At 72.8% G+C, this 25,546-nt stretch carries 21 protein-coding genes; 16 read left to right on the forward strand and 5 right to left on the reverse strand.

Features of this window, described 5'->3' with window-relative positions; all coding sequences use genetic code 11:
- Nucleotides 1-268: 268 nt before the first annotated feature.
- Entirely contained in the window at nucleotides 269-1,864 is a 1,596-nt protein-coding gene (locus tag OHT61_RS25010; protein ID WP_329041315.1) for a 3' terminal RNA ribose 2'-O-methyltransferase Hen1, read from the forward strand.
- Complete coding sequence (locus tag OHT61_RS25015) at nucleotides 1,861-4,443, forward strand: polynucleotide kinase-phosphatase (RefSeq protein WP_329041316.1); 2,583 nt, start codon at nucleotides 1,861-1,863, stop codon at nucleotides 4,441-4,443. Before OHT61_RS25010 ends, OHT61_RS25015 begins: the two co-directional genes overlap by 4 nt.
- 60 nt (nucleotides 4,444-4,503) lie before the next feature.
- On the opposite strand, the gene OHT61_RS25020 is transcribed toward OHT61_RS25015, so the two are convergent.
- Nucleotides 4,504-4,839, reverse strand: a complete 336-nt coding sequence (locus OHT61_RS25020; RefSeq protein ID WP_329041317.1) for a nuclear transport factor 2 family protein — start codon at nucleotides 4,837-4,839, stop codon at nucleotides 4,504-4,506.
- Nucleotides 4,840-5,226: 387 nt separating this feature from the next.
- On the opposite strand from OHT61_RS25020, the gene OHT61_RS25025 reads away from it, so the two are divergent.
- The 3 genes from OHT61_RS25025 (at nucleotide 5,227) to OHT61_RS25035 (ending at nucleotide 9,266) form a co-directional block, all read left to right on the forward strand.
- Complete coding sequence (locus tag OHT61_RS25025) at nucleotides 5,227-6,459, forward strand: arginine deiminase (RefSeq protein ID WP_329041318.1); 1,233 nt, start codon at nucleotides 5,227-5,229, stop codon at nucleotides 6,457-6,459.
- Between the two features lie 136 nt (nucleotides 6,460-6,595).
- Nucleotides 6,596-7,612: an ornithine carbamoyltransferase gene (argF, locus tag OHT61_RS25030; protein WP_329041320.1), complete on the forward strand. Its 1,017-nt coding sequence runs from the start codon at nucleotides 6,596-6,598 to the stop codon at nucleotides 7,610-7,612.
- Nucleotides 7,613-7,787: 175 nt separating this feature from the next.
- Complete coding sequence (locus OHT61_RS25035; protein WP_329041321.1) at nucleotides 7,788-9,266, forward strand: amino acid permease; 1,479 nt, start codon at nucleotides 7,788-7,790, stop codon at nucleotides 9,264-9,266.
- Here OHT61_RS25035 and OHT61_RS25040 read toward each other — a convergent pair.
- On the reverse strand, nucleotides 9,214-9,672 hold the full coding sequence (locus OHT61_RS25040) for an ATP-binding protein (protein ID WP_329041322.1): 459 nt from the start codon (nucleotides 9,670-9,672) through the stop codon (nucleotides 9,214-9,216). The genes OHT61_RS25035 and OHT61_RS25040 overlap by 53 nt on opposite strands.
- A 310-nt stretch (nucleotides 9,673-9,982) precedes the next feature.
- Between OHT61_RS25040 and OHT61_RS25045 the strand changes: the two genes are divergently transcribed.
- Nucleotides 9,983-10,810: an enoyl-CoA hydratase family protein gene (locus OHT61_RS25045; RefSeq protein WP_329041324.1), complete on the forward strand. Its 828-nt coding sequence runs from the start codon at nucleotides 9,983-9,985 to the stop codon at nucleotides 10,808-10,810.
- Nucleotides 10,811-10,814: 4 nt separating this feature from the next.
- Nucleotides 10,815-13,142, forward strand: coding sequence for a bifunctional salicylyl-CoA 5-hydroxylase/oxidoreductase (locus OHT61_RS25050; protein WP_329041326.1), 2,328 nt, complete (start codon nucleotides 10,815-10,817; stop codon nucleotides 13,140-13,142).
- Between the two features lie 24 nt (nucleotides 13,143-13,166).
- On the opposite strand, the gene OHT61_RS25055 is transcribed toward OHT61_RS25050, so the two are convergent.
- The 3 genes from OHT61_RS25055 to OHT61_RS25065 are packed head-to-tail and all read right to left on the reverse strand — an operon-like array spanning nucleotide 13,167 to nucleotide 16,485.
- Nucleotides 13,167-13,988 carry a GNAT family N-acetyltransferase gene (locus tag OHT61_RS25055; RefSeq protein ID WP_329041328.1) on the reverse strand — a complete coding sequence of 274 codons (822 nt, stop codon included), beginning with the start codon at nucleotides 13,986-13,988 and terminating at the stop codon, nucleotides 13,167-13,169.
- A gap of 54 nt (nucleotides 13,989-14,042) precedes the next feature.
- Nucleotides 14,043-14,861, reverse strand: coding sequence for a PaaX family transcriptional regulator (locus OHT61_RS25060; RefSeq protein ID WP_329041329.1), 819 nt, complete (start codon nucleotides 14,859-14,861; stop codon nucleotides 14,043-14,045).
- Between the two features lie 4 nt (nucleotides 14,862-14,865).
- Nucleotides 14,866-16,485, reverse strand: a complete 1,620-nt coding sequence (locus OHT61_RS25065; protein WP_329041330.1) for an AMP-binding protein — start codon at nucleotides 16,483-16,485, stop codon at nucleotides 14,866-14,868.
- A gap of 93 nt (nucleotides 16,486-16,578) precedes the next feature.
- Between OHT61_RS25065 and OHT61_RS25070 the strand changes: the two genes are divergently transcribed.
- From OHT61_RS25070 to mnhG, 9 genes are all read left to right on the forward strand, one after another.
- A complete protein-coding gene (locus tag OHT61_RS25070) occupies nucleotides 16,579-17,712 on the forward strand; it encodes an acyl-CoA dehydrogenase family protein (protein ID WP_329041331.1) in 1,134 nt (377 codons plus the stop codon).
- Nucleotides 17,709-18,110, forward strand: coding sequence for a RidA family protein (locus OHT61_RS25075; protein WP_329041332.1), 402 nt, complete (start codon nucleotides 17,709-17,711; stop codon nucleotides 18,108-18,110). Before OHT61_RS25070 ends, OHT61_RS25075 begins: the two co-directional genes overlap by 4 nt.
- 154 nt (nucleotides 18,111-18,264) lie before the next feature.
- Nucleotides 18,265-18,708 carry a (4Fe-4S)-binding protein gene (locus tag OHT61_RS25080; RefSeq protein ID WP_329041333.1) on the forward strand — a complete coding sequence of 148 codons (444 nt, stop codon included), beginning with the start codon at nucleotides 18,265-18,267 and terminating at the stop codon, nucleotides 18,706-18,708.
- Nucleotides 18,709-18,821: 113 nt separating this feature from the next.
- Nucleotides 18,822-21,719 carry a Na+/H+ antiporter subunit A gene (locus tag OHT61_RS25085; RefSeq protein ID WP_329041334.1) on the forward strand — a complete coding sequence of 966 codons (2,898 nt, stop codon included), beginning with the start codon at nucleotides 18,822-18,824 and terminating at the stop codon, nucleotides 21,717-21,719.
- A complete protein-coding gene (locus OHT61_RS25090) occupies nucleotides 21,716-22,489 on the forward strand; it encodes a Na(+)/H(+) antiporter subunit C (RefSeq protein WP_329041335.1) in 774 nt (257 codons plus the stop codon). The genes OHT61_RS25085 and OHT61_RS25090 overlap by 4 nt, the downstream gene beginning before the upstream one ends.
- A complete protein-coding gene (locus OHT61_RS25095; RefSeq protein ID WP_329041336.1) occupies nucleotides 22,486-24,141 on the forward strand; it encodes a Na+/H+ antiporter subunit D in 1,656 nt (551 codons plus the stop codon). The genes OHT61_RS25090 and OHT61_RS25095 overlap by 4 nt, the downstream gene beginning before the upstream one ends.
- The gene (locus OHT61_RS25100; protein ID WP_329041337.1) at nucleotides 24,138-24,782 is read left to right on the forward strand and encodes a Na+/H+ antiporter subunit E; all 645 of its coding nucleotides are present in this window, start codon (nucleotides 24,138-24,140) and stop codon (nucleotides 24,780-24,782) included. The genes OHT61_RS25095 and OHT61_RS25100 overlap by 4 nt, the downstream gene beginning before the upstream one ends.
- Entirely contained in the window at nucleotides 24,779-25,111 is a 333-nt protein-coding gene (locus OHT61_RS25105; protein WP_329041338.1) for a monovalent cation/H+ antiporter complex subunit F, read from the forward strand. The genes OHT61_RS25100 and OHT61_RS25105 overlap by 4 nt, the downstream gene beginning before the upstream one ends.
- The gene (gene mnhG, locus OHT61_RS25110; protein WP_329041339.1) at nucleotides 25,108-25,503 is read left to right on the forward strand and encodes a monovalent cation/H(+) antiporter subunit G; all 396 of its coding nucleotides are present in this window, start codon (nucleotides 25,108-25,110) and stop codon (nucleotides 25,501-25,503) included. Before OHT61_RS25105 ends, mnhG begins: the two co-directional genes overlap by 4 nt.
- Nucleotides 25,504-25,546: the final 43 nt, after the last annotated feature.

The raw sequence follows: 25,546 nt of genomic DNA on the forward strand, positions 1-25,546 counted from the left end.
TCGTGACCATGCACTACCCGTCACGGGGCAGGTAACTCTGTCACTCACCCGTGCCGGCGCCGTCGAACGGGACGGCGCCGGCACGTCCGGTCGGCCCGGCGACCCGCCTGCCCCCGCTGTGGGTCCTGGCGCGTGCCGCGCGGCGGGATGCGCGGGGCTTCGCCGAGGCTTCGCCGGGGCTTCGCCGGGGCTCACACCGTCGGTGGAAGCCCGCATGTCCTGGTAATCCGCTGTCGCAACAGGCCCGCCGACACACATACTCGGTCATGTGTTCCTGACGATCTCAACCACTGGCGACGAGCAGCACCCGGCTACTGACCTGGGGTTCCTCCTCCACAAACATCCCGACAAGTCCCAGACGTTCTCGACCTCCCACGGCACGGCCCACGTCTTCTATCCCGAGGCGTCGCCCGAGCGGTGCACGGCAGCCCTGCTGCTGGAGGTGGACCCGGTGGCGCTGGTGCGGCGGGGCAAGGGGAAGGGCCGCGGCGGAGCGCCCGACGCGGCGCTCGCGCAGTACGTCAACGACCGGCCGTACGCCGCGTCGTCGCTGCTCTCCGTCGCGATGTCGACCGTGTTCAAGTCCGCGCTGAACGGGGCGTGCCGGGCGATGCCCGAACGTGCCGCGGAGCCCCTGCCCCTGCGGATCGAGGTACCCGCCCTCCCCGCACGTGGTGGCGCGGAACTGGTGCACAAGCTCTTCGCGCCGCTCGGCTGGACACGCGTCGAGGCCCTCACCGTGCCGCTCGACGAGCAGTTCCCGGAGTGGGGCGACTCGCGCTATGTGAGCCTGGTACTGGAGGGGGAGCTCCGCCTCCAGGACGCGCTGCGTCAGCTGTACGTCCTGCTGCCGGTCCTCGACGACGCCAAGCACTACTGGGTGGCCCCCGACGAGGTCGACAAACTGCTGAGGGCCGGAGAGGGCTGGCTGGCCGGACATCCTGAGCAGAAGCTGATCACCAGCCGCTACCTCTCCCGCCGCTGGAGTCTCACCCGGCAGGCGACGGAGCGCCTGGAGCTGGTGCGGCTCGCCGAGTCCGACGACCTGGAGGTGGAGAGCGTCGACAACGCGGTGGACGAGACCACCGACACGGAGGAGCGTCCCGTGCCGCTCGCCGGCCGGCGCCGCGAGGCGATCGTCGAGGCGCTGAGGGCCGCCGACGCGCGCCGGGTGCTCGACCTGGGATGCGGACAGGGGCAGCTGGTGCAGGAACTGCTCAAGGACGTGCACTTCACGGAGATCGTGGGGGTCGACGTGTCGATGCGCGCCCTGACGGTCGCCGCACGCCGGCTGAAACTCGACCGCATGGGCGAGCGTCAGGCGGGCCGCGTGGCCCTGCGGCAGGGCGCCCTGACCTACACGGACAAGCAGTTGAAGGGCTACGACGCCGCCGTGCTCAGCGAAGTCGTCGAGCACCTCGACCTGCCGCGGCTCCCGGCCCTGGAATACGCGGTGTTCGGCTCGGCCCGCCCGCGCACCGTGCTCGTCACCACGCCCAACGTGGAGTACAACGTCCGCTGGGAGACGCTCCCGGCCGGGCACGTACGCCACGGCGACCACCGCTTCGAGTGGACCAGGGAGGAATTCCGCGACTGGTCGGGGCAGGTGGCGGCACGCCACGGCTACACGGTGGAGTTCGTACCCGTGGGACCCGACGACCCCGAAGTGGGCCCGCCCACACAGATGGCCGTGTTCACGATGGCCGGTGCGGACGGCCGCGCACCGCACGGGACCGGCACGGACGCCCGGAGCACCCGGACCCCCCGGTCCACCGAGGACGCCGGGCCCACGGAGAGCCCGCTGCCCGCCGACACCCCGCAGCTCCCCGCCACTACCACCACGAAGGAGGAGAAGGCCGCATGACCAGCACCAGTACCCCTCGCACGCTGCCGGTGACCGACCTGTCCCTCGTCGTACTCATCGGGGCCAGCGGTTCGGGCAAGTCGAGTTTCGCCCGCAAGCACTTCAAGCCGACCGAGGTCGTCTCCTCGGACTTCTGCCGCGGACTCGTCGCCGACGACGAGAACGACCAGAGCGCCAGCGGGGACGCCTTCGACGTCCTGCACTACATCGTGGGCAAGCGCCTGGCCGCGGGACGCCTCACCGTCGTCGACGCCACCAACGTCCAGTCCGAGAGCCGTAAGCAGCTCGTCCAGCTGGCTCGTCAGCACGACGTGCTGCCCATCGCCGTCGTCCTGGACATGCCCGAGGAGCTGTGCCTGGCGCGCAACGCGGGCCGGCCCGACCGAGCCGGCATGCCCCGCCACGTGGTCCAGCGCCATCGCCGCGAACTGCGCCGCTCGCTTCGGGGCCTGGAGCGTGAGGGCTTCCGCAAGGTGCACGTCCTGCGCACCGAGGAGGAGGCCGGCTCGGCCGAAGTGGTGCTGGAGCGGCGCTACAACGACCTCCGCCACCTCACCGGCCCCTTCGACATCATCGGGGACATCCACGGCTGCAGCTCCGAGTTGGCGTCCCTGCTCGGCAAGCTCGGCTACGCCGAGGACGGGGTGCACCCCGAGGGCCGTACCGCCGTCTTCGTGGGTGACCTCGTGGACCGCGGTCCCGACAGCCCCGGCGTCCTGCGCCGGGTCATGGCGATGGTCGCGGCGGGTCAGGCGCTGTGCGTGCCGGGCAACCACGAGAACAAGCTCGGCCGTTACCTCAAGGGGCGCAAGGTCCAGCACAGCCACGGCCTCGCCGAGACCGTCGAGCAGCTGGAGCGGGAGGACGAGAGGGACCCCGATTTCCGCCGGCGCGTCGCGGAGTTCATCGACGGACTGGTGAGCCACTACGTCCTGGACGGCGGAAAGCTGGTCGTCTGCCACGCCGGACTGCCCGAGAAGTACCACGGGCGCACCTCCGGACGGGTCCGGTCGCACGCCCTGTACGGCGACACGACGGGTGAGACGGACGAGTTCGGCCTGCCGGTGCGCTACCCGTGGGCGGAGGACTACCGGGGCCGGGCCGCCGTGGTCTACGGCCACACCCCCGTCCCCACCACCTCCTGGGTCAACAACACGCTGTGCCTGGACACCGGAGCGGTGTTCGGCGGAAAGATGACCGCGCTGCGCTGGCCCGAGCGCGAGATCGTCGACGTACCGGCCGAGCGGGTCTGGTACGAGCCGGTCAAGCCGCTGACCACCGAGGCGCCCGGCGGGCGGGAGGGCCGTCCGCTGGACCTCGCCGACGTGCAGGGGCGGCGTGCCGTCGAGACCCGTCACATGGGGCGCATCGCGGTGCGGGAGGAGAACGCCGCGGCGGCGCTGGAGGTCATGAGCCGGTTCGCCGTCGACCCGAGACTGCTGACCTATCTCCCGCCGACGATGGCGCCGACGGCCACCTCCCACGAGGAGGGCTACCTGGAGCATCCCGCGGAGGCGTTCGCGCAGTACCGCGCGGACGGCGTCGCCAGGGTCGTCTGCGAGGAGAAGCACATGGGCTCGCGCGCCGTCGCGCTGGTGTGCCGTGACGCCGACGCCGCGCGTGAGCGTTTCGGCACCGGGGGCACCTCCGACGCCGCGGGTGCCGGGGGGAGCCCCACCGGCGCGCTGCACACCCGCACCGGGCGGCCCTTCCTGGACGACGAGGCGCTGACCGAGGTCGTGCTCGGCAGGCTGCGCACCGCGATCACGGCCGCCGGACTGTGGGACGAGTGGGACACCGACTGGGTGGTGCTCGACGCCGAGCTGATGCCGTGGTCCCTCAAGGCGGCCGGGCTCCTCCGTTCGCAGTACGCGGCGGTGGGCGCGGCGGCCGGCGCGGCCCTGCCCGTCGCGGAGAAGGCCCTGGCCGCAGCGGCCGCCCGTGGTGTGGACGTCGGCTCTCTCGCCGGTCGTCAGCGGGGTCGCGCCGAGGACGCCGCGGCGTTCACCGAGGCGTACCGCCGCTACTGCTGGAGCACGGAGGGGCTCGACGGGGTCCGCCTCGCACCGTTCCAGATCCTCGCCGTGCAGGGCCGTTCGCTCACCTCGGTGCCCCACGACGAGCAGCTGGCCTGGCTGGACCGCCTGGTCGAGCACGACCCGACGGGTCTGCTCCAGGTCACCCGGCGGCTCGTTGTCGACACGGCGGACGAGGACTCCGTGCGTTCCGGTGTCGACTGGTGGCTGGAGATGACCGGCCGCGGCGGCGAGGGCATGGTCGTCAAGCCGCTCGACGCCCTCGTGAGGGACGGCAAGGGGAGGCTGGTCCAGCCGGGCATCAAGGTGCGCGGCCGGGAGTACCTGCGGATCATCTACGGTCCGGAGTACACGCGGCCGGACAACCTGGAGCGGCTGCGCTCGCGGTTCCTCGGCCACAAGCGCTCGCTCGCCCTGCGCGAGTACGCGCTCGGCCTGGAGGCGTTGGACCGGCTGGCCGAGGGCGAGCCGCTGTGGCGGGTCCACGAGGCCGTCTTCGCGGTGCTCGCCCTGGAGTCGGAGCCGGTCGACCCCCGGCTGTAGTCGGTCACGTCCCCGCGGGCACCTGCCGCCCGCGGGGACGTCCTGGTCCTTCCGCCGCGATCAGGCGGTGATGCGCATCAGGGCGATGAGGCCGTCGCGGACGGTGAAGGCGAAGTGCGAGGAACCGTTGTAGCCGTCGCCGCCGACCTGCGCCAGGACGGTGACGTCCTCGTCCCCGGGACCGGCCGACACCTCGGTGACGTCGAGGGTGACGTGGGCGCCGATGAACTCCGCCTCGCTCCAGGCGCGTACCGCCTCGTACCCGGTGAAGACCCGCCCCCAGTCGTCGACGGCCCCGTCCGGAGCGAAGGTCCGCAGCCAGGCGGCGGTGTCCTGGGCGTTGGCGGCGTCCAGGAACGCGGCGACGACGGGGGGCAGTGGTGTGCTGGTCGGCATGGGGGAGTTCTCCTTCGGCGTGGGGGGGCGCGAGGCCTGGGGCCCACGGGGGTGCGGGGGTCGTGAGGCGTCGGGGCAGGGGGTGCGGCGGGTCGTGAGGCGTCGGGGGCACGGGGTGAAGCGATCCGGCGAGCAGACGTCCGGGCCCTCGGCCGCCTCGCCGGGGCCGCGGACCGGGACGCCGCCGCACGAGGAGGCGTGAACGGGGCGCCTCCGGGAGTTCCCGGACGGCGCGGGTGTGCTGACGCAGCCCAGTCTCGGTCGCCGGCGCGTCCGGCGGCGGCGTCGGCGCGCCGGGGAGCCGGCTCCGTCCGTGCCGTGGCGCAATCGCGAATCGGCTGGCGGTTCGCGGGGGTGAACGGCGCTCCGCGTGGTGAGGATGAGGACATGGGATTCCATGTCGACTCCGAGGCCGGGCGGCTGCGCCGCGTCATCCTGCACCGCCCCGATCTGGAACTGAAGCGGCTCACACCCAGCAACAAGGACGCGCTGCTGTTCGACGACGTGCTGTGGGTGCGGCGTGCCCGCGAGGAGCACGACGGGTTCGCCGACGTCCTGCGCGACCGGGGGGTGGACGTCCACCTCTTCGGCGATCTGCTCCGCCAGTCCCTCGACATCCCGGTGGCGCGCAGGCTCGTGCTCGACCGGGTCTTCGCGGAGAAGGAGTACGGCCCGCTCGCCACCGAACACCTGCGTGCCGCCTTCGAGGAGCTGCCCGCCGCCGAGCTCGCCGAGGCCCTGATCGGCGGGATGACGAAGCGGGAGTTCCTGGAGCGGCACGCCGAGCCGACCTCGGTCCGTTTCCACGTCATGCGACTGGACGACTTCCTGCTGAGCCCCCTGCCGAACCACATCTTCACCAGGGACACCTCGGCCTGGATCTACGACGGGGTGTCGATCAACGCGATGCGGTGGCCCGCCCGGCAGCGCGAGACCGTCCACTTCGAGGCGATCTACCGGCACCATCCGCTGTTCACCGGACCCGAGGCGGGCGCCTTCCACCACTGGTCCGAGGGACAGGACGACTATCCGTCGACCATCGAGGGCGGCGACGTGCTCGTCATCGGGAAGGGAGCCGTCCTGATCGGGATGAGCGAGCGCACCACCCCGCAGGCCGTGGAGATGCTGGCCAGAGGGCTCTTCGACGCGGGGTCGGCCAGGACGATCGTGGCGCTGGACATGCCCAAGCGCCGGGCGTTCATGCACCTCGACACGGTGATGACGATGGTCGACGGGGACACGTTCACCAAGTACGCCGGTCTGGGCATGCTCCGCTCGTACACGATCGAGCCGGGCAGCGGCCCCCGTGAGCTGAAGGTCACCGACCATCCGCCCGAGCACATGCACCGCGCCATCGCCGCGGCCCTCGGCCTGGACCGGATCCGGGTGCTCACCGCCACCCAGGACGTGCACGCCGCCGAGCGGGAGCAGTGGGACGACGGCTGCAACGTCCTGGCCGTGGAGCCCGGTGTCGTCGTCGCCTATGAGCGGAACGCGACCACGAACACGTACCTGCGCAGGGAGGGCATCGAGGTCATCGAGATCCGCGGGAGCGAGCTGGGGCGAGGCCGGGGCGGCCCGCGGTGCATGAGCTGTCCGGTGGTCCGCGATCCCGTGTGAGGCGGAGGCGGTGCCGGGGCGCGGAGACCGTGGGGCGTACGGGCTCGCCCGGGCCCTGTATAGCAATACGGTGTCTCGTATAGACTTCCAGGACAGTCGACCGTACGCCCCGCAGCCCGACCCAGGAGCAGTCACCATGGCCATAGACCTCACAGGCCGCCATTTCCTCAAGGAGCTGGACTTCACGGCCGAGGAGTTCCGCGGCCTGGTCTCCCTGGCGGCGGAACTCAAGGCCGCCAAGAAGGCGGGCGAGGAGGTGCAGCGGCTCCGTGGCAGGAACATCGCGCTGATCTTCGAGAAGACGTCGACGCGCACCCGCTGCGCCTTCGAGGTGGCCGCGGCGGACCAGGGCGCCTCCACCACGTACCTCGATCCCTCCGGCTCGCAGATGGGGCACAAGGAGTCGGTGAAGGACACGGCCCGGGTGCTGGGGCGGATGTTCGATGGCATCGAGTACCGGGGGGACAGCCAGCAGTCGGTCGAGGAGCTCGCCGCGTACGGCGGTGTCCCCGTCTTCAACGGCCTCACGGACGACTGGCACCCCACGCAGATGCTCGCCGACGTCCTCACGATGACCGAGCACAGCGACCTGCCCCTGGAGCGGATCTCCTTCGCCTACCTCGGGGACGCCCGCTTCAACATGGGCAACTCCTATCTGATCACCGGCGCCCTGCTCGGTATGGACGTGCGGATCGTCGCCCCCGCCGCCTACTGGCCCTCCCAGGAGATCGTGGACCGGGCGTACGCGATCGCGGAGTCCAGCGGCGCCCGCATCACCCTCACCGAGGACGTCGCCAAGGGGGTGCGGGGTGCCGGGTTCGTCGTCACCGACGTCTGGGTGTCCATGGGGGAGCCCAAGGAGGTCTGGGACGAGCGCATCGCGGCCCTCGCGCCCTACGCCGTGACGATGGACGTCCTGCGCGCCACCGGCGTCGACGACGTCAAGTTCATGCACTGCCTTCCGGCCTACCACGACCTCGGCACCAAGGTGGGCCGGGAGATCCACGCCCGCCACGGGCTGAGCGAGCTGGAGGTCACCGAGGAGGTCTTCGAGTCCGCGCACTCGATCGTCTTCGACGAGGCCGAGAACCGGATGCACACGATCAAGGCGGTCCTCGTCGCGACGATGGCGGGCTACGCGGGGACCGCATGAAAATGCACCCGATTGGGTGAACATGCAGACAAGTGGCTACGATGGTGTCACTTGGTGGGGTTCGGGCTCGCACGCTCGAACCCCCTTTTCGTGCGCCCGGCCGGAAGCGCCGCGCACGTCCGAGCCCCCCACAGGCTCAGTTCCACGCTCCACCAGAGAAGAGATCCGTCCCCCCATGAGTCCCCACACCCATGCCCCACGACGCCCCCCGTCCGGCTCGCGGGCGCGCATCAAGAGTCCTGCCCTGCTGCTCGCCGAGTCCGGAACCGACCTGGAGGGGCACGGCCTGCGGCGCACCATGGGCCTCTTCCAGCTCGTGTGCTTCGGGGTCGGCGCCATCGTCGGCACGGGGATCTTCGTCGGCCTGTCCGACAGCGTCGCCGAAGCGGGTCCGGCCGTCGTCGTCTCGTTCGTCCTCGCGGCGGTCACCTGCGTCTTCACCGCGTTCTCCTTCGCGGAGCTCGGCGGCGCCATCCCCGTATCCGGAAGCTCGTACTCCTTCGCCTACGCCACGCTGGGGGAGCGCGTCGCGTTCCTCGTGGGCTGGTGCCTGCTCCTGGAGTACGGCGTCTCGGTCTCCGCGGTCGCGGTCGGGTGGAGCCAGTACGTCAACGAACTCCTGGACAGCCTCGTCGGCTGGAGCCTGCCGGCCGCGCTCTCCTCGGGGCCGGCCGACGGCGGTGTGGTGAACCTGCCGGCGGTCGTCGTGATCATGATGGCGGCCACCCTGCTCGTGCGTGGCATCCGTGAGAGCGCGGGCGCCACGGCGGCGATGGCGGTGCTGAAGATCGGCATCCTCGTCGCCTTCTGCGCCATCGCCTTCACCGCCTTCGAGGACGGGAACCTCTCGCCCTTCGCCTCGCACGGCACGGCCGGGGTCACCGCGGGGGCGTCGGTGGCGTTCTTCTCGTACATCGGCTTCGACGCCATCACCACGGCGGGAGAAGAGGTCAAGGACCCGCGCAGGAACATCCCGATCGCGATCCTGATCTGCATCGGCGTGGTCACGCTGCTCTACTGCGCCGTCGCACTCGGGGCCATCGGCGCCCTGGGCGCGGACGCCGTCGGGGACAAGCCCGCTGCGCTCTCGCTGGTCGTCGACAAGGTCACCGGGTCGGACGTCGGCGGCGGGATCATCGCCTTCGGCGCGGTCGTCGCCATCGCGTCCGTCGTCCTCGCGGTGATGTACGGGCAGACGCGGATCCTGATGTCCATGTCCCGCGACGGCCTCGTCCCCAGGGTCTTCGAGCGGGTGTCGCCCAGGACCCGCACGCCGGTCGCCAACACCTGGATCGTGGCGGCCGTCTTCGCGGTCCCGGCGGCCTTCTCGTCCCTGGACGTCGTCGTGAACCTGACGACCATCGGCACGCTCGCCACCATGGCGGTCGTCAACGTCGCGGTCATCGCGCTGCGCCGCCGCAACCCCGAGCTGAAGCGGTCCTTCCGGGTGCCGCTCTACCCGGTAAGTCCCGTCCTGGGCGTCGGCTTCTGCGTGTACCTGATGTACGGGACCGGCTGGGGGACCTGGGTGCAGTTCGCGGTCTTCGTGGCGGCCGGCGCGCTGGTGTACGCGGTGTACGGCCGCAGCCGCTCCCGGCTGGTCAGTCCCGGGGCGCCGTCGGACCGGCCGGAGTCCGGCCCGACGGCAGGGTGAACCAGACCGCCTTGCCGTGCTCCGTCGGGCGGTGACCGCAGGCGGAGCTGAGGGCGCGTATCAGCAGGAGGCCGCGGCCGTGCTCCTGCCACGGGTCCTGGACGCTGCCCGGCAGCAGGCCGGAGAGGTCACCGGGCGGCCCGGGGTCGCGGTCGTGGACCTCCACCTGGCAGCCCGACGCCAGGAGCTCGACCACCAGCTCGATCGGCCCCGAGCCGTCGGTGTGCTCCACGGCGTTGGCGACCAGCTCGGCGGTCAGCAGTTCGGCCGTGTCGCTGTCCGCGGGCGTGTCGAGGTCCGCCAGCGCCGTGCGCACGAGGGCGCGGGCTATCGGCACGGCGGCCGTGGAGTGCGGCAGGGCGATACGCCAGGAGGCGGGCTGGGGCGCGGGGGCGTCGGACGGCAAGGGCGGGGGATCCGTTCGGGAGCGAGACTTCCGGCGGGGACTCGTGTTCCGGGACTGCGGTGACCGGAGGACCACGTCACCCGGCACCGAGGGGTACGGAGGTCCGTACCAGGACGTGCTGCGCTCAACCATACGAAGTGCGACGGCCCAGACATAGAGGCTGCCGACCGGCACAAAGGGGACTTTCGCCACACTCGTCCCATCGAGTGCCCCCTTGCCGAGGAGTATCGCGTACTCATGACGGAAGTCACGGAAGAGTGATAGCTTCGAAGCGGATCAGCAGCAGCCCGACGGCTGGAGGGGGCCTTCCATGAGTCCGTTCACCGGCTCCGCCCCGCGTACCGAGCGCTGGCGGCATCTGCGCGTCACGACGCACGACGGGGTGGCGACCGTCACGCTCGCCCGCCCCGAGAAGCTCAACGCGCTCACCTTCGGGGCCTACGCCGACCTCCGCGACCTGCTCGCCGAGCTCTCCAGGGAACGCTCCGTGCGCGCCCTGGTGCTCGCCGGCGAAGGACGCGGATTCTGCTCCGGCGGTGACGTCGACGAGATCATCGGCGCCACACTCGCCATGGACACCGCGCAGCTCCTGGACTTCAACCGGATGACCGGGCAGGTCGTGCGGGCGGTGCGCGAATGCCCCTTCCCCGTGATCGCCGCCGTGCACGGGGTGGCCGCCGGCGCCGGCGCCGTGCTCGCCCTCGCGGCGGACTTCCGGATCGCCGACCCGTCCGCCCGCTTCGCCTTCCTGTTCACCGCCGTGGGACTGTCCGGCGGCGACATGGGCGCCGCCTACCTCCTGCCGCGCGTCGTCGGTCTCGGCCACGCCACCCGGATCCTCATGCTCGGCGAGCCCGTCCGCGCACCCGAGGCGGAGCGCATCGGCCTGATCAGCGAGCTGACGGCGGACGGGGAGTCCGGCGCCCGCGCCGACGCGCTGGCCCGGCGCCTCGCGGACGGTCCCGCCCTCGCGCTCGCCCAGACGAAGGCCCTGCTCACGGCGGAGCTCGACATGCCGCTCGCCGCGGCGGTGGAGATGGACGCCGCCACCCAGGCCCTCCTGATGCACGGCGAGGACTACGCCGAGTTCCATGCCGCCTTCACCGAGAAGCGGCCGCCGAAGTGGCAGGGCAGGTAGTCCCATGGCCACCTCGGACACGAGGCGGATCGCGGTCATCGGCGGGGGGCCCGGCGGGCTCTACGCCGCCGCGCTCCTCAAACGGCTCGGTCCCGGCCGCGAGGTCACCGTCTGGGAGCGCAACGCCCCCGACGACACCTTCGGCTTCGGCGTCGTCCTGTCCGACGAGACGCTCGGCGGCATCGAGCACGCCGACCCCGTCGTGTACCGGGCGCTGAGTGACGCGTTCGTCCGCTGGGACACCATCGACGTCGTGCACCGCGGCGCCGTCCAGACGTCCGGAGGGCACGGCTTCGCCGCCCTCGGCCGCCGTACGCTGCTGCGGATCCTGCACGAGCGGTGCGCGTCGCTCGGGGTGCGGATCCGCTTCAGGTCGCCGGCCCCGCCCGCGGCCGACCTCGCCGCCCACCACGACCTGGTCATCGCCGCCGACGGGGTGCACAGCGCGACGCGTGCCGCCCACGCCCTCCACTTCCGCCCCACCGTCACCACACACCGCAACCGCTACATCTGGCTGGCCGCGGACTTCGCGTTCGACGCGTTCCGCTTCGAGATCGCCGAGACCGAGTACGGCGTGATGCAGATGCACGCCTACCCCTTCTCCGGCCCGCGGCCCGGCCTCTCCCCGGGAGCACCGGGGGAATCCGGGGCCTCCACCGTCATCGTCGAGATGCGCGAGGAGGTCTGGCGCGCGGCGGGCCTCGACACCTGCGACACCGCCGAATCCGCCGCCCGCTGCGCCAAGGTCTTCGCCGACGCCCTGAGCGGCCGGCCGCTGCGCGCCAACCGCTCCTCCTGGCTCACCTTCGCCACGGTGAGCAACGCGCGCTGGTCGCACGGGAACACGGTCCTCCTCGGCGACGCCGCCCACACCGCCCACTTCTCCATCGGCTCCGGCACCAAGCTGGCCGTCGAGGACGCTCTGGCCCTCGCCGCCTGCGTCGACGAGCACCCCGCCCTGCCCGACGCCCTCGCCGCGTACGAGGAGGAGCGCCGTCCCGTCGTACGGTCCACCCAGCGCGCCGCCGCCGCCAGCCTTCGCTGGTTCGAGGAACTGCCGCAGTACGTGGACCAGCCGCCCCGGCGGTTCGCCTTCAACCTCCTCACCCGCAGCCGCCGCGTCACCCACGACAACCTGCGTCTGCGCGACCCCGGCTTCACCGGGGCCGTCGAGGAGGAGTTCGGCTGCGCCCCGGGCGTCCCGCCGATGTTCACCCCGCTGCGCCTGCGCGGCCTCGAACTCCGCAACCGCGTCGTCGTCTCACCCATGGACATGTACTCCGCCGTTGACGGCGTCCCGGGCGACTTCCACCTCGTCCACCTGGGCGCCCGCGCGCTCGGCGGCGCCGGACTGGTCATGACCGAGATGACCTGCACGAGCCCGGAGGGCCGCATCACCCCCGGCTGCGCCGGCCTGTGGACCGACGAACAGGCGGACGCCTGGGCCCGGATCACGCGCTTCGTCCACGAATCCGCCCCCGGCGCCGCGATCGGCGTCCAGCTGGGCCACTCCGGCCGCAAGGGGTCCACCCGGCTGATGTGGGACGGCATCGACCAGCCGCTCGACGAGGGCAACTGGCCCCTCAGCGCCGCCTCACCCCTCCCGTACGCCCTCGGTGTCAGCCAGGTTCCGCGGGCACTCGACCACGCCGGACTCGCCGCGATCCGGGCGCAGTTCACCGAAGCCGCCGCACGGGCCGCCCGCAGCGGCTTCGACCTGCTCGAACTGCACTGCGCCCACGGATACCTGCTCTCCGGCTTCCTGTCCCCGCTCACCAACCGGCGCACCGACGCCTACGGCGGCTCCCTGGACAACCGCCTGCGCTTCCCCTTGGAGGTCTTCGACGCCGTCCGTGCCGTATGGCCCGCCGACCGGCCCATGACCGTACGCATCTCCGCCACAGACTGGGCGGACGGCGGTACGAGCGACGACGACGCCGTGGCCGTCGCCCGCGCCTTCGCCGACCACGGCGCCGACGCCATCGACGTCTCCACCGGCCAGGTCGTCCCCGGCGAACGCCCCGAGTACGGCCGCTCCTACCAGACCCCGTACGCCGACCGGATCCGCAACGCCCTGGACGTGCCCGTCATCGCCGTCGGTGCCATCTCGTCCTGGGACGACGTCAACTCGCTGCTCCTGGCCGGGCGCGCCGACCTCTGCGCCCTGGCGCGCCCCCACCTGTACGACCCGCACTGGACCCTGCACGCCGCCGCCGAGCAGGGGTACACGGGGCCCGGCGCCACCTGGCCCCTCCCGTACCGCGCGGGCAGCCGCACCCCGCCGACCGGCCGCACCGACGCCCCCAAGCCCCGGCTCACCCTGGGCCGGTGAACGCCTCCGGTGCGCGCCGGGGCGTCATTCCGGGTCCGCCGTGATCAGCAGACGGTCGGAGACCGCCTCGTAACCGATGCGCCGGTACACGCCGTTGCTCGTCGGATTCGCGAGATCCGTGAAGAGCAGCACCTCGTGGACGCCCGCCTCCCGTGCCGCGCGGCCGACCTCCGCCGTGACGGCCGCCGCGTAGCCGCGCCCCCGGTGCTCGGGCGGCGTGTAGACGTTCGACACCCGCACCGTGCCCGCCACGCGAGGCGAGACACCCGCCAGTGACACCGGGACCCCTCCGGCCTCCCAGAGCGTCATCGCGCCGCGCGCGACGCCCGCGTCCACGATGCGCGCCGCATGGCCGCCCGGCTGCCCGGTCGCCTCGGCGAAGGCCCGGACCCACCCGGCCAGCAGCGCACGGTCGGCGGTCGTGGCCGTCCTCGGCGCGCCCGCCGGAGCGGGGGAGGGCTGGACCGGCGTGCCCAGCCGGAACAACCGGTGCTCCTTGTCCACGCGATGCCGGGGCCAGCGCGCGGCCAGCAGCCGGGCCGCGTCCCGGTCGGCGTTGATGCCGGGGAGCGGCAGCGCACCGGGGAGTTCCGCGACCGCCTCGGGGGCCGCGGTGCCGAGGACGGGGAGGAACGGCGGGGTCCGCACCAGGGTCCCGTCCACGCGGCCGTCCCGTCCGCGCCACCAGCCGAGCGACGGCGTCCCCGGGCCGTAGGCCTGCGGCCCCTGGTCACGGAGGGTGGAAGTGATGGTGAGCACGAGGGTGTTGGCGGCGGGCCGGGCGGCCAGCGACGCTCCGGCGGCTTCCAGGAAGACGCCGACGTCGTCGGTGAAGGTCCAGGTCATGCCCCATCGTGTCGCGCCGAGCCACCCGGGGGCACCCGCTTTTTCGCCGTACGGTCAGGTCGCCCGCCGCACGAACTCCGCCCCGGCGTCCCTCAGCCGCGCGTGCAGTTCGCCGAACACCTCCGCCGAACGGCCGCCCGGCCAGTCCTTGGGCAGCAGTTCGGCGGGCAGCCCCGGATCGGCGTACGGCAGCCGGCGCCACGAGTCCAGCGCGCGGAGATAGTCCCGGTAGGCGTCCTCGGCGCCGGGCGCCGGGCCGTCCCCCGCCTCCCACGCGCGCAGCACCGGCTCCTGCTGCTCCAGGAAGTCCAGGTGCAGACGGGCGATCGCCTCCAGGTCCCACCAGCGCGCCACCGCCTCGGCCGTCGCGGCGAATCCGAGGTGCTCACCGCGGAACAGCTCCACGTACGGGGCGAGTTCGAGGCGCTCCAGGGTGTGCCGGGTCTCCTCGTACAGTCCGGCGGGGGCGATCCACACCCCGGGTGCCGCCGTGCCGAAGCCGAGGTGGCCGAGGCGGGAGCGCAACAGGTGCCTCTTGTGGCGCTCGGCCTCCGGCACGGAGAAGACGGCGAGCACCCAGCCGTCCCCGGTGACCGGGACGGGGCGCCGGTAGATCCGCCGGTCGCCGTCGTCCAGCAGCTGCCGCGCGTCCGCCGACAGGGCGTAGCCCGCCGCGCCTTCCGCCGTGCGGGCGGGGACCAGCAGTCCGCGGCGCTTGAGCCGCGAGACGGAGGAGCGCACCGCCGGGGCGTCGACGCCGACGGCGTGCAGGAGCCGGATCAGCTCGGACACCGGCAGCGGGGCGTCACCCGGCAGTCGGCCGTAGGCGCCGTACAGGGTGACGATCAGGGAACGGGGGGTGTGCTCGGCCACCCGCTCACTCTAGAACGGCGTCGCCGCGCAGCCGGAACCGCTGCAGCTTTCCGGTGGGGGTCCTCGGCAGGGCGGGCAGGAACTCGATGGCGCGGGGGCACTTGTGCGGGGCCAGTTCGGCCTTCATGTGCGCGCGCAGGGCGTCGGCGTCCAGCAGGGCCCCGTCGCGCAGCACGACGTACGCCGCGACGATCTGGCCGCGCAACTCGTCCGCACGGCCCACGACCGCGGCCTCGGCCACGTCGGGGTGGCGCAGGAGAGCCTCCTCGACCTCCGGGCCCGCGATGTTGTACCCGGCCGAGATGATCATGTCGTCCGCCCTGGCGACGTACCTGAAGTAGCCGTCCGGTTCGCGGACGTAGGTGTCGCCGGTGATGTTCCAGCCGTGGCGGACGTACACCCGCTGGCGTTCGTCCGCGAGGTACCGGCAGCCGACCGGACCGCGCACGGCGAGCAGTCCGGGTTCGCCGTCGGGCAGTTCCTCGCCGTCCTCGCCGACCACGCGCGCCTGCCAGCCGGGCACGGGGACGCCCGTGGTGCCCGGCCGGATCGCCCCGTCGGCCGCCGAGATGAAGATGTGCAGCAGCTCGGTGGCACCGATGCCGTTGATGATGCGCAGTCCCGTGCGCTCGTACCAGGCGCTCCAGGTCGCGGCGGGGAGGTTCTCCCCGGCCGAGACGCAGCGCCGCAGCGCGGACAGGTCGTGGCCGTCGAGCGCGTCCAGCATCACGCGGTACGCGGTCGGGGCCGTGAAGAGGATGGACACCCGGTGGGCGGCGAGCGCGGGCAGCAGCTGTTTGGGGCCCGCCTGTTCGAGCAGCAGCGCCGACGCGCCGGCCCGCAGCGGGAAGATCACCAGTCCGCCGAGCCCGAAGGTGAAGCCGAGCGGCGGGCTGCCGGTGAACACGTCGTCGGGGCCGGGCCGCAGGACGTGGCGGGCGAAGGTGTCGGCGACGGCCAGCACGTCGCGGTGCACGTGCATGCAGCCCTTGGGCCGCCCGGTGGTGCCGGAGGTGAAGGCGATGAGGGCGACGTCGTCGGCGGCGGTGTCCACCGCCCGGTAGGGACCCGGCCGGGCGTCCATGAGCCGGGCGAGGTCGTCGGCGGAGCCGCCGCCGTACGTCGTGACGCGCAGACCGGGCACCCCGGCGCCCGCCAGGTCCTCCACCGACCTGACGTCGCACAGCGCGTGCCCGACGCGGGCGATCGAACAGATCGTGGCGAGCTCCGACGCCCGCTGCTGGGCCAGCACCGTGACGGCGACCGCTCCGGCCTTCATCACGGCGAGCCAGCAGGCCGCCAGCCAAGGGGTGGTGGGGCCGCGCAGCAGTACGCGGTTGCCGGGGACGACACCCAGGTCGTGGGTCAGCACCTGGGCGATCCGGTCCACCCGGTCCAGCAGCTCTCCGTAACTCCACGAGGCGCCGTCCGCGGTCCGGAAGGCCGGGCGGTCGGGGCCGAGGCGCCGCACGGTGCGGTCGAGCAGCTCGTGACCGCAGTTCAGGCGGTCCGGATAGTCCAGCCCGGGAAGGTCGAAGACCAGCTCGGGCCATTGCCCGGCGGGTGGGAGATGGTCGCGCGCGAAGGTGTCGGTGTGCGCGCTCGCGGTACCTGACGGCTTCATGAAGCATCGCCCCCTTGTCGCCCTTGGAGCGTATCGTTTGGGTGACGGTAGTCAACGGTCCGCGATAAGTCGTGACAAGAGAGGCGCCGAAATATGACGGCATTCTCCCTCGATCCCGGTCGAGCCGCCTGGTGCGACGAGCTGTACACCCTTGCCCGGGAACAGCTGAGACCCCTCGCCGAAAAGGGCGAGCCGGGTCATGTGAACCGTCCGCTCGTCGCGGCACTCGGCGGCCTCGGGCTCCTGGACCGGCTCCTCGGCTCCGGCGCCCTCGACCTCTGCCTCATGCGCGAGTCCCTCGCCCGCGGCTGCACCGAGGCCGAGACCGCCCTGGCCCTCCAGGGGCTCGGCTCCGGCCCGGTCCGGCGGGCGGGCACCCCCGCCCAGCGGGCGCGCTGGCTCCCCGAGGTGAGCGCCGGCCGCGCCGTGGCCGCGTTCGCGCTGAGCGAGCCGGGCGCCGGCTCGGACGCGGCGGCACTCGCCCTGGAGGCCCGGCCCGCACCCGGCGGGGAGGGATGGCGGCTCACCGGGGAGAAGTGCTGGATCTCCAACGCCCCCGAGGCCGACTTCTACACCGTCTTCGCCCGGACCGGTGAGGCCGCCGGAGCCCGCGGGGTCACCGCTTTCCTCGTCCCCGCCGATCGCCCCGGACTCACCGGCCAGGCCCTCGACATGCTCTCCCCGCACCCGATCGGTTCGCTGGACTTCGACGGCGTACCCGTGGGCGACGACGACGTGCTCGGAGAACCCGGCCGCGGATTCCGGGTCGCCATGGACACCCTGAACCTCTTCAGGCCGAGCGTCGGGGCGTTCGCCGTCGGCATGGCCCGCGCCGCCCTCGACGCCACCCTGGAACACACGGCGGACCGCGAGGCCTTCGGCGCACCGCTCAAGGACCTGCAAGCCGTCTCGCACCAGGTGGCCGAGATGGCCACGCGCACCGAGGCGGCCCGGCTCCTGGTGTACGCGGCAGCAGCCGCGCACGACGCCGGGGAGTCCGGCGTCCCCATGCGCGCGGCCATGGCCAAGCTGTTCGCCACCGAGACCGCGCAGTACGTCGTCGACACGGCGGTCCAGCTGCACGGGGCGAAGGCGCTGCGACGGGGCCACCTGCTCGAACACCTCTACCGCGAGGTCCGCGCGCCCCGGATCTACGAAGGCGCCACCGAGGTACAGCGCACCATCATCGCCAAGGAGCTGTACGCGACCCAGGAGGCGCCCGCATGAATCCCCTCAGCCGGATCAACCCGGCCGAACTCTCCCCGCCCACCGGCTTCTCGCACGCCGTCACCGCCACCGGAGGGCGGCTCGTCTTCCTGGCGGGCCAGACCGCCCTGGACGGCGACGGGAAGGTCGTCGGCACCACCCTGCCCGCGCAGTTCGAGACGGCACTGGGCAACCTCCTCACCGCCCTGCGTGCCGCCGGCGGCTCCCCGGCAGCCCTGGCCCGCGTCACCGTGTACGCCACCGACGTCGGCGACTACCGCGCCCACGCCCCCGAACTCGGCCGGATCTGGCGGAAGCTGGCGGGGCGCGACTACCCGGCCATGGCGGTCATCGGGGTGGCCAGGCTGTGGGACGAGCAGGCCATGGTCGAGCTGGACGGCATCGCCGTGCTGGACTGACCGGGTGAGGCGGGTCCGGCGGCGGCGAGCCGGCCGGGCGCGCGCCCGGGGCGGAGGACGTCCGGCGGTTGCCGCGGGCCGTCCGGGTAGCGGCGCCACGCCTCCGGGGCGAGCCTGGAGGCGTACGGATACCCGCCACCCCCGGAGGTCCGGTGTGACCGGCGAACAGCCCCCGCCCCCCGCCGCCAGGTCGTACGACGGCGACGGCATCGTCGTGAGCTACGACGCGCACCGGTGCCTGCACGCGGCCGAATGCGTCCAGGGCCTCCCGTCCGTCTTCGACGTCGCCCGCAGGCCCTGGATCATGCCAGGGGCGGCACCGGCCGACGAGGTCGCGGACGTCGTCCGGCGCTGCCCGAGCGGGGCGCTGCGCTATCACCGCACCGACGGCATGCCCGACGAGGTACCCGACGCTCCCACCCGGGTCGCGCTGCACGCCGACGGGGTGATCCACGTGCGCGGCGACCTGGAGGTCGCGACACCCGGCGGGCCCCTCCGGGAGACCCGCGTGATGCTGTGCGGCTGCGGCAGGACGGGGCGCACACCGTTCTGCGACCACAGCGGGACGTGCGCGGACCACGGCCGCGCCGCCGCATAACGGCGGTCCGCACCCCGCGCGGCGCGCCGGACGGGTGAACGGAGCCGGGGGATATATCTGTATTCGGTGTCCTTTGTTCAGCGTGTGCCCCTTGAAGCTCCGGTTCCTCACCCGTGATCGCGCTCATCGTCTGCCACTTCGCGCTCGCCGCCCTCGCGAGCCCGCTCGTGCGCCGGACGGGCAGACGCGCCTTCCTCGTGCTCGCACTGCCGCCCGCCGCCACCACCGTGTGGGCGGCGACCGAATGGAGTGACGCCGCCGGCGGGGGAGCGGTGACCTGGAGCTGGGAGTGGATCCCGGCCTACGACGTCTCCCTGGCGCTGCGCCTCGACGCCCTCGCCGAACTGATGGTGCTGCTGGCCGCCGGCATCGGCACACTCGTCCTGCTCTACTGCGCGGCCTACTTCACCGACGACTCACCCCGGCTCGCCTCCTTCGCCGGGAACCTGCTCGCGTTCACCGGAGCGATGCTCGCCCTCGTGCTCGCCGACGACCTGATCACCCTCTACGTGTTCTGGGAACTGACCACGGTCTTCTCCTACCTGCTGATCGGCCACGGCAGCGAACGCAAGCAGAACCGCAGGTCCGCCCTCCAGGCGCTCACCGTCACCACACTCGGCGGACTGGCCATGCTGGTCGGCTTCCTGATCATCGGCCAGGAGGCCGGCACCTACCGCGTCTCCGCGATCGTCGCCGACCCGCCCGACACCACCCTCGCCGTGTCCGTCGCGATCGCCCTCGTGCTGTGCGGCGCCCTCTCGAAGTCCGCCGTCTGGCCGTTCAGCCTCTGGCTGCCGAACGCCATGGCCGCGCCCACCCCGGTCAGCGCCTACCTGCACGCCGCGGCCATGGTGAAGGCCGGCATCTACCTCGTGGCACGTCTCGCCCCCGGCTTCGCCGACGTCCCGCTCTGGCGGCCCGTGGTCCTCGTGCTGGGCGGGGCGACCATGCTGCTCGGCGGATGGCGGGCGCTGCGCCTGCACGACCTGAAGATCGTGCTCGCCTACGGCACGGTCAGCCAGCTCGGCTTCCTCGTCCTGCTCGCCGGGGCGGGCAACCGCGACGCCGCGCTCGCGGCCGGCGCCATGATCCTGGCCCACGCCCTCTTCAAGGCCGCGCTGTTCCTCGTCACCGGCATCGTCGACCACGCCGCCGGCACCCGGGACCTGCGCAGGCTCTCCGGCCTCGGGCGCTCGATGCCGCTGGTGTGCGCGACGGCCGTCCTCGCCGCCGCGTCCATGGCCGCCCTCCCGCCGTTCCTCGGATTCGCCGCCAAGGAGGCCGCCTTCGACGCCCTGCTGCGCGGCGACACCCTCGACCGCTGGATGCTGGCGGTCACCGTCGCCGGCTCCGCGCTGACCGTCGCCTACACACTGCGCTTCGTCTGGGGCGCCTTCGCCCGCAAGCCCGGCGTCGCCGACACACCCGTACACCGGGCCGGAGCCGCCTTCCTCGCCCCGCCCGCCCTGCTCGCCGTCGCCTGCCTGGTGCTCGGCCCCGGCGCCGGCTGGACCGACCCGCTGCTCAGCGCGTACGCCGACGCCTTCCCGGCCCCCGCCCACCCCTACCACCTGGCGCTCTGGCACGGCTTCGGGACCGTCCTGCTCCTGTCGGCGGTGGCCTGGGCGGCGGGCGCCGTCCTCTTCGCGGGACGCACCACCGTCAACCGGATCTCCCGGCGCGTCGCCTGGCCCACCGCCGACAGCGTCTTCGGCCACCTCCTGCTCGGCCTCGAACGCCTCGCCCTCCAGGTCACCGGGTTCGTCCAGCGCGGCTCGCTCTCCGTCTACCTCGCCACCACCCTGCTCGTGATGCTGGCCGGGCAGCTGGCGGTCCTCTTCACCGACCGGCCCTGGGACGACGCGGTCGCGCCCCGGGCCTGGGACAGTCCGCTCCAGGCCGCCATGGCCGCGCTGACCTGTGCGGCCGCCCTGTGCTGTCTCACCGTCAGCCGCCGTATGAAAGCCGTGGTGCTGGCCGGGCTCACCGGTTACGGGGCGGCGCTGCTCTTCGTCGTGCAGGGGGCGCCCGACCTGGCACTTACCCAGTTCTGCGTCGAGACCGTGTCGATGATCGTGTTCGTGCTCGTCCTGCGCCGGATGCCCGTGCACTTCCAGGAGTCCGTCAGCCCCTGGCGACGGGCGGTGCGCGTCCCCGTGGCCCTGGGGGCCGCGGCGACGCTGGGTGTCTCCCTGTGGGTGGTGGCCTCCGCCCGCGTCGCGCCCCCGGCGGGCGCGGCGATGGTCGAGGAGACCGCCCACCACGGCCTCAAGGACGTCGTGGCCACGATCCTGGTCGACCTGCGGGCCTGGGACACGATGGGGGAGTCCGCAGTGCTGGCCGCCGCCGCCATCGGCGTGACCAGCCTGATCTATCTGCACCGGCGCGGTGAGACCTCCATGAGCCGGGAGGAACTGCGCGGGGACACAGCCTGGTCGCTCCACACCACCCCGCTCGCCGGCCTTCCCCAGGGGGACGACACGGCCCCCGAACGCGGCTGGCTGGCCGCCGGGGACACGCTCGCGCCCGAACACCGCTCCGTCGTCTTCGAGGTGGTGGCCCGGCTGCTCTTCCATCCGATCCTGGTGCTCTCGCTGTACCTGCTGTTCTGCGCCGAGAACATGCCGGGCGGCGGATTCGTCGGCGGGCTCGTCGCGGGGCTCGCCCTGATCACCCGCTACCTGGCCGGGGGCCGCTTCGAACTCGCGGAGGCGGCGCCGCTCCAGCCGGGACTGTTCACCGGACTCGGCCTGTTCCTCTCGACCGGGGTCGCCCTGTGCGGTCTCGTCGACGGCACGGTGTTCCACGCCTTCGTGTATCACGGCCACCTGCCGGTCCTCGGCGACTACCACATCGGCACGCAGGTCGTCTTCGACTGCGGTGTCTACCTCCTGGTCCTCGGCGTGGTCCTGGACATCGTGCGCGCCCTGGGTGCCAAGGTCGACCGCCAGATCGAGCGGGCCGCGGGCGCGCTCGCGCCGGACACCGGGACGGGGGGCACGGGCCGATGACCGTCAGCGTCTCGCTGCTCCTCACCGCCGTCGTCCTGTGCGCGGTCGGCGGCGTCCTCATGCTCACCCGCCCGCTGACCCGCATCCTGCTCGGCGCGGTGATCGCGGGCAACGGCATCAACCTGCTGGTGCTCTCCGCGACCGGATCGGCGGGCGAGGCACCGCTGTTGTACGGGGTCGCGCTGCGCCGGGTCACCGACCCGCTGCCGCAGGCCATCGCCCTGACCGCCATCGTCATCACCCTCGCGACCACCGCGTTCCTGCTGGCCATGGCGTACCGCAGCCACCAGCTGACGGGCACCGACGAGGTCCACGACGACCTGGAGGACCGGCGGATCGTGCTGCGCGCCGAGGTACGCGGCGAGTGGGCCGAGCTGCGCGACGAGTACCGGTCGGGGTCCGACCGCACACCGGAGGACCGCGCGCGCTACCGCGAGGAGCGCGGCCGGCTCCGGGCCAGGCTCCGGGCCGACCGCGCCCTGCAGGCCAGGGGCCGCGACGCCACGGGTGATCTGTGGCACGACGTCGTGGGGGCCGACCCGGAGGACTACCACGACGCGGTGGCCCGGCCGGCGCGGCCCGCCGACACCGACCCGGGCGGCACCGCCCACGACACGGGGGCCGACCCGGGCTCCGAAGGCCCCGGTGCCTCCGGCCCGGGTCCCGAAGGCCCGGGTCCCGAAGGCCCCGGCCCCGAAGGCCCCGGCCCCGAAGGCCCGGGTCCCGACGGTCCCCATCCATCCGACCCCGACCGAGGAGCCGCCGGATGAACGCACTCGTCCCGCTGCCGGTGCTGCTGCCGCTCTGCGCCACGGGGCTCAGCCTCGCGTTCGGTACCCGGCTCGCCCGGTTCCAGCGGTTCATCAGCGTCGCGGTGCTCACGGCCGTACTCGCCCTCTCGGTCGTGCTGATGATCGCGGCGAACCGCCAGGGCCCCCTCCACGTCGACCTCGGCGACTTCGGACCGCCGCTCGGCATCACCCTGGTCGCCGACCGGCTGTCCGGGCTCATGCTCACGGTGTCGTCGGCCGTCACCCTCGCCGTCCTGGTCTACTCGCTCGGCCAGGGCATGTCGGACCGCGACAAGGAGACCCCGGTGGCCGTCTTCCACCCCGCCTACCTGATCCTGGTGGCCGGGGTGTCCTGCACGTTCCTCGCCGGTGACCTCGTCAACCTCTACGTCGCGTTCGAGATCATGCTTGTCGCCAGCTTCGTCCTGCTGACGCTCGGCGGCACCGGTCCGCGCATCCGGGCGGGATCCACCTACGTCATCATCTCGCTGTTCTCGTCGATGCTGTTCCTGACGGCCATCGCCATGACCTACGCCGCCTGCGGCACCGCCAACTTCGCCCAGCTGGCCACCCGCCTGCCCGAACTCCCGCTCGGCGTGCAGACCCTGATCCAGGCGATGCTGCTGACCGTCTTCGGCGTCAAGGCCGCGGTGTTCCCGGTCGCGGCCTGGCTCCCCGACTCCTATCCCACGGCTCCCGCGCCCGTCACCGCCGTCTTCGCGGGCCTGCTGACCAAGGTGGGGGTCTACTGCATGCTGCGCACGGAGACCCTGCTCTTCCCGGGCAACCGGCTCGGCGACCTGCTGCTGGCCGTCGCGCTCGTCTCGATGATCGTGGGCATCCTGGGAGCGGTCGCGCAGACGGACCTGAAGCGGCTGCTGTCCTTCACCCTCATCAGCCACATCGGGTACATGGTCTTCGGTATCGGCCTCGCCACCCGGGCGGGGTACAGCGGGGCGATCTTCTACGTCGTGCACCACATCACCGTGCAGACCACGCTCTTCCTCGTCGCCGGGCTCATCGAACGCCGCGGCGGTACCAACGAACTGACCCGCATCGGCGGACTCGCCAAGGCGGCGCCCCTGCTCGCGGTCCTCTTCTTCGTCCCCGCGATGAACCTCGCCGGCATCCCGCCGCTGTCCGGTTTCATCGGCAAACTCGGCCTGATGCAGGCCGGTGTGGCCGACGGCGGCGCATGGGCCTGGGTCCTCGTGGCCGGGGCGAGCGTGACGAGCCTGCTCACGCTGTACGTGATGGCCAAGGTCTGGAACCTGGCCTTCTGGCGCGCCGAGCCCCCCGACCAGGCCGCCTACGGCACGGTGCTCGAGGACGCCGACGACACCGGGGACGACGACACCGACGCGGGGCCCGACCGGATGCCGGGCACCGGGGACGAGGGGGTCGCGGGCCTCCCCCTGCCGGCCGGGCAGACCATCACGGCGAGCCTCCACGGGCGCGCGGTGACCACGACGACGAAGCCGCCGCGTGCCATGACGGCCGCCACCGCCGGCGCCGTCGCACTCGGCCTCGCGTTCACCGTGCTGGCCGGCCCGCTGACCACGTTCACCGACCGTGCGGCTGCCGAACTCCTCGCGCGCACGCCCTACACGCAGGAGGTGCTCGGCCCGTGAGACGACTGATCACCCTGTCCCGGGGCAACCCCGAACTGCCCCCCTTCAGCGTCGAGTTCGCCGGGCGCAGGCGTCGGGTGCTGGACCTCCCGCTGATCGCGTGGCTCACCCTCATCTGGGTGCTCCTGTGGTCGACGCTGACCTGGGCCAACGTCATCATCGGAGCCGTCGTGGCGGTCGCCGTCTGCCTGGCCTTCCCGCTGCCGCAGGTCGATCTCGGACTGCGGCTGCACCCCTGGGGCATCCTGGTGCTCGCCGGATACCTGCTCTACGACATGTACACCTCCGGCGTGAAGGTCACCCGGCAGATCTTCTCCGGGCGCCCGCACCGGCCCGCCGTGATCGCGGTGCCGCTGCGCTGCCGCAGCGACCTGATGCTCGCCGCGACCGCCGTCACGGTGTCCAACGTGCCGGGCGGCGCCGTCATCGAGGTGCGGCGGGCCACCGCCACGCTCTTCCTGCACGTCCTCGACGCGGACCGGCCGGAGGAACTGGCCGCCGCGCGGCGCTCGGTCTGGCGGCTGGAACGCCTGACGGTACGGGCGTTCGGCACGCGGGACGAGATCTCGAGGGTGGCCGGACCGCCGCCGGGCCACGAGTCGTCCGACGGCGTGGAGGACGACATGGAGGAGGGGACATGAGCGCGCCCGACACCGTCGACCGGGTCCTGCTGACCGCCGCCGTGGTGGTGCTGGTCGTGGCGGGAGCGCTGATGTTCTACCGGGTCTGGCGCGGCCCCTCGATGCTGGACCGGGCCATCGCGCTCGACGTGATCGCAGCCCTGATCATCGCCGGCCTCGGCGCCAAGTCGGCGCTGGCCAGGGACCCGTTCTACTTCCCGGTCATGCTGGTGCTCGCCTTCCTCGGCTTCACCGGATCGGTGGGCATCGCCCGCTTCATCGCCGTGCGCGACCGGCCGCCCTCCCGGCCGACGCCCGGCCGGCACGCCGACGAGGAGGACTCCCGATGAGCGCCTGGGTACAGGTCAGCGACACCGCGGGGGCCGCCCTCGTGTTCGTCGGCGCGGCGATCTGCCTGCTCGGTGTCGTCGGGATGCTGAAGCTCCCCGACGTGCTCTCGCGCAGTCACGCCGCGACCAAGCCGCAGACCCTCGGGCTGCTCCTCGTCCTGGCCGGAGTGGCGCTGCGGCTGCGCAGCGGCATGGACCTGGCGACGCTGGCCCTCATCGGCTTCTTCCAGCTGATGACCGGGCCGGTCGCGGCCCACCTGGTCGCACGGTCCGCCTACCGCACCGGCCAGATCGAGCACGCCGAACTGCTGCGCGACGACCTGGACCGGCAGCTCACGGAGCGTGCTCCGGACCGGGCTCCAGGACCGGAGCACGGCGCGGGGGAGCGCTGAGCCGGCGGGCTGCCCGCGCCGCAGGGGTCTCGCACGTCAGGAG

The sequence above is a fragment of the Streptomyces sp. NBC_00178 genome (assembly GCF_036206005.1).
Classification (GTDB): Bacteria; Actinomycetota; Actinomycetes; order Streptomycetales; family Streptomycetaceae; genus Streptomyces.

Coding starts and splice junctions, on each gene's coding strand:
- argF (WP_329041320.1), top strand. CDS start 6,596: ATGGCCATAGACCTCACAGGCCGCCATTTCCTCAAGGAGCTGGACTTC.
- OHT61_RS25025 (WP_329041318.1), top strand. CDS start 5,227: ATGGGATTCCATGTCGACTCCGAGGCCGGGCGGCTGCGCCGCGTCATC.
- OHT61_RS25090 (WP_329041335.1), top strand. CDS start 21,716: ATGACCGTCAGCGTCTCGCTGCTCCTCACCGCCGTCGTCCTGTGCGCG.
- OHT61_RS25095 (WP_329041336.1), top strand. CDS start 22,486: ATGAACGCACTCGTCCCGCTGCCGGTGCTGCTGCCGCTCTGCGCCACG.
- OHT61_RS25045 (WP_329041324.1), top strand. CDS start 9,983: ATGAGTCCGTTCACCGGCTCCGCCCCGCGTACCGAGCGCTGGCGGCAT.
- OHT61_RS25050 (WP_329041326.1), top strand. CDS start 10,815: ATGGCCACCTCGGACACGAGGCGGATCGCGGTCATCGGCGGGGGGCCC.
- OHT61_RS25075 (WP_329041332.1), top strand. CDS start 17,709: ATGAATCCCCTCAGCCGGATCAACCCGGCCGAACTCTCCCCGCCCACC.
- OHT61_RS25020 (WP_329041317.1), bottom strand. CDS start 4,839: ATGCCGACCAGCACACCACTGCCCCCCGTCGTCGCCGCGTTCCTGGAC.
- mnhG (WP_329041339.1), top strand. CDS start 25,108: ATGAGCGCCTGGGTACAGGTCAGCGACACCGCGGGGGCCGCCCTCGTG.
- OHT61_RS25105 (WP_329041338.1), top strand. CDS start 24,779: ATGAGCGCGCCCGACACCGTCGACCGGGTCCTGCTGACCGCCGCCGTG.
- OHT61_RS25035 (WP_329041321.1), top strand. CDS start 7,788: ATGAGTCCCCACACCCATGCCCCACGACGCCCCCCGTCCGGCTCGCGG.
- OHT61_RS25070 (WP_329041331.1), top strand. CDS start 16,579: ATGACGGCATTCTCCCTCGATCCCGGTCGAGCCGCCTGGTGCGACGAG.
- OHT61_RS25055 (WP_329041328.1), bottom strand. CDS start 13,988: ATGACCTGGACCTTCACCGACGACGTCGGCGTCTTCCTGGAAGCCGCC.
- OHT61_RS25015 (WP_329041316.1), top strand. CDS start 1,861: ATGACCAGCACCAGTACCCCTCGCACGCTGCCGGTGACCGACCTGTCC.
- OHT61_RS25065 (WP_329041330.1), bottom strand. CDS start 16,485: ATGAAGCCGTCAGGTACCGCGAGCGCGCACACCGACACCTTCGCGCGC.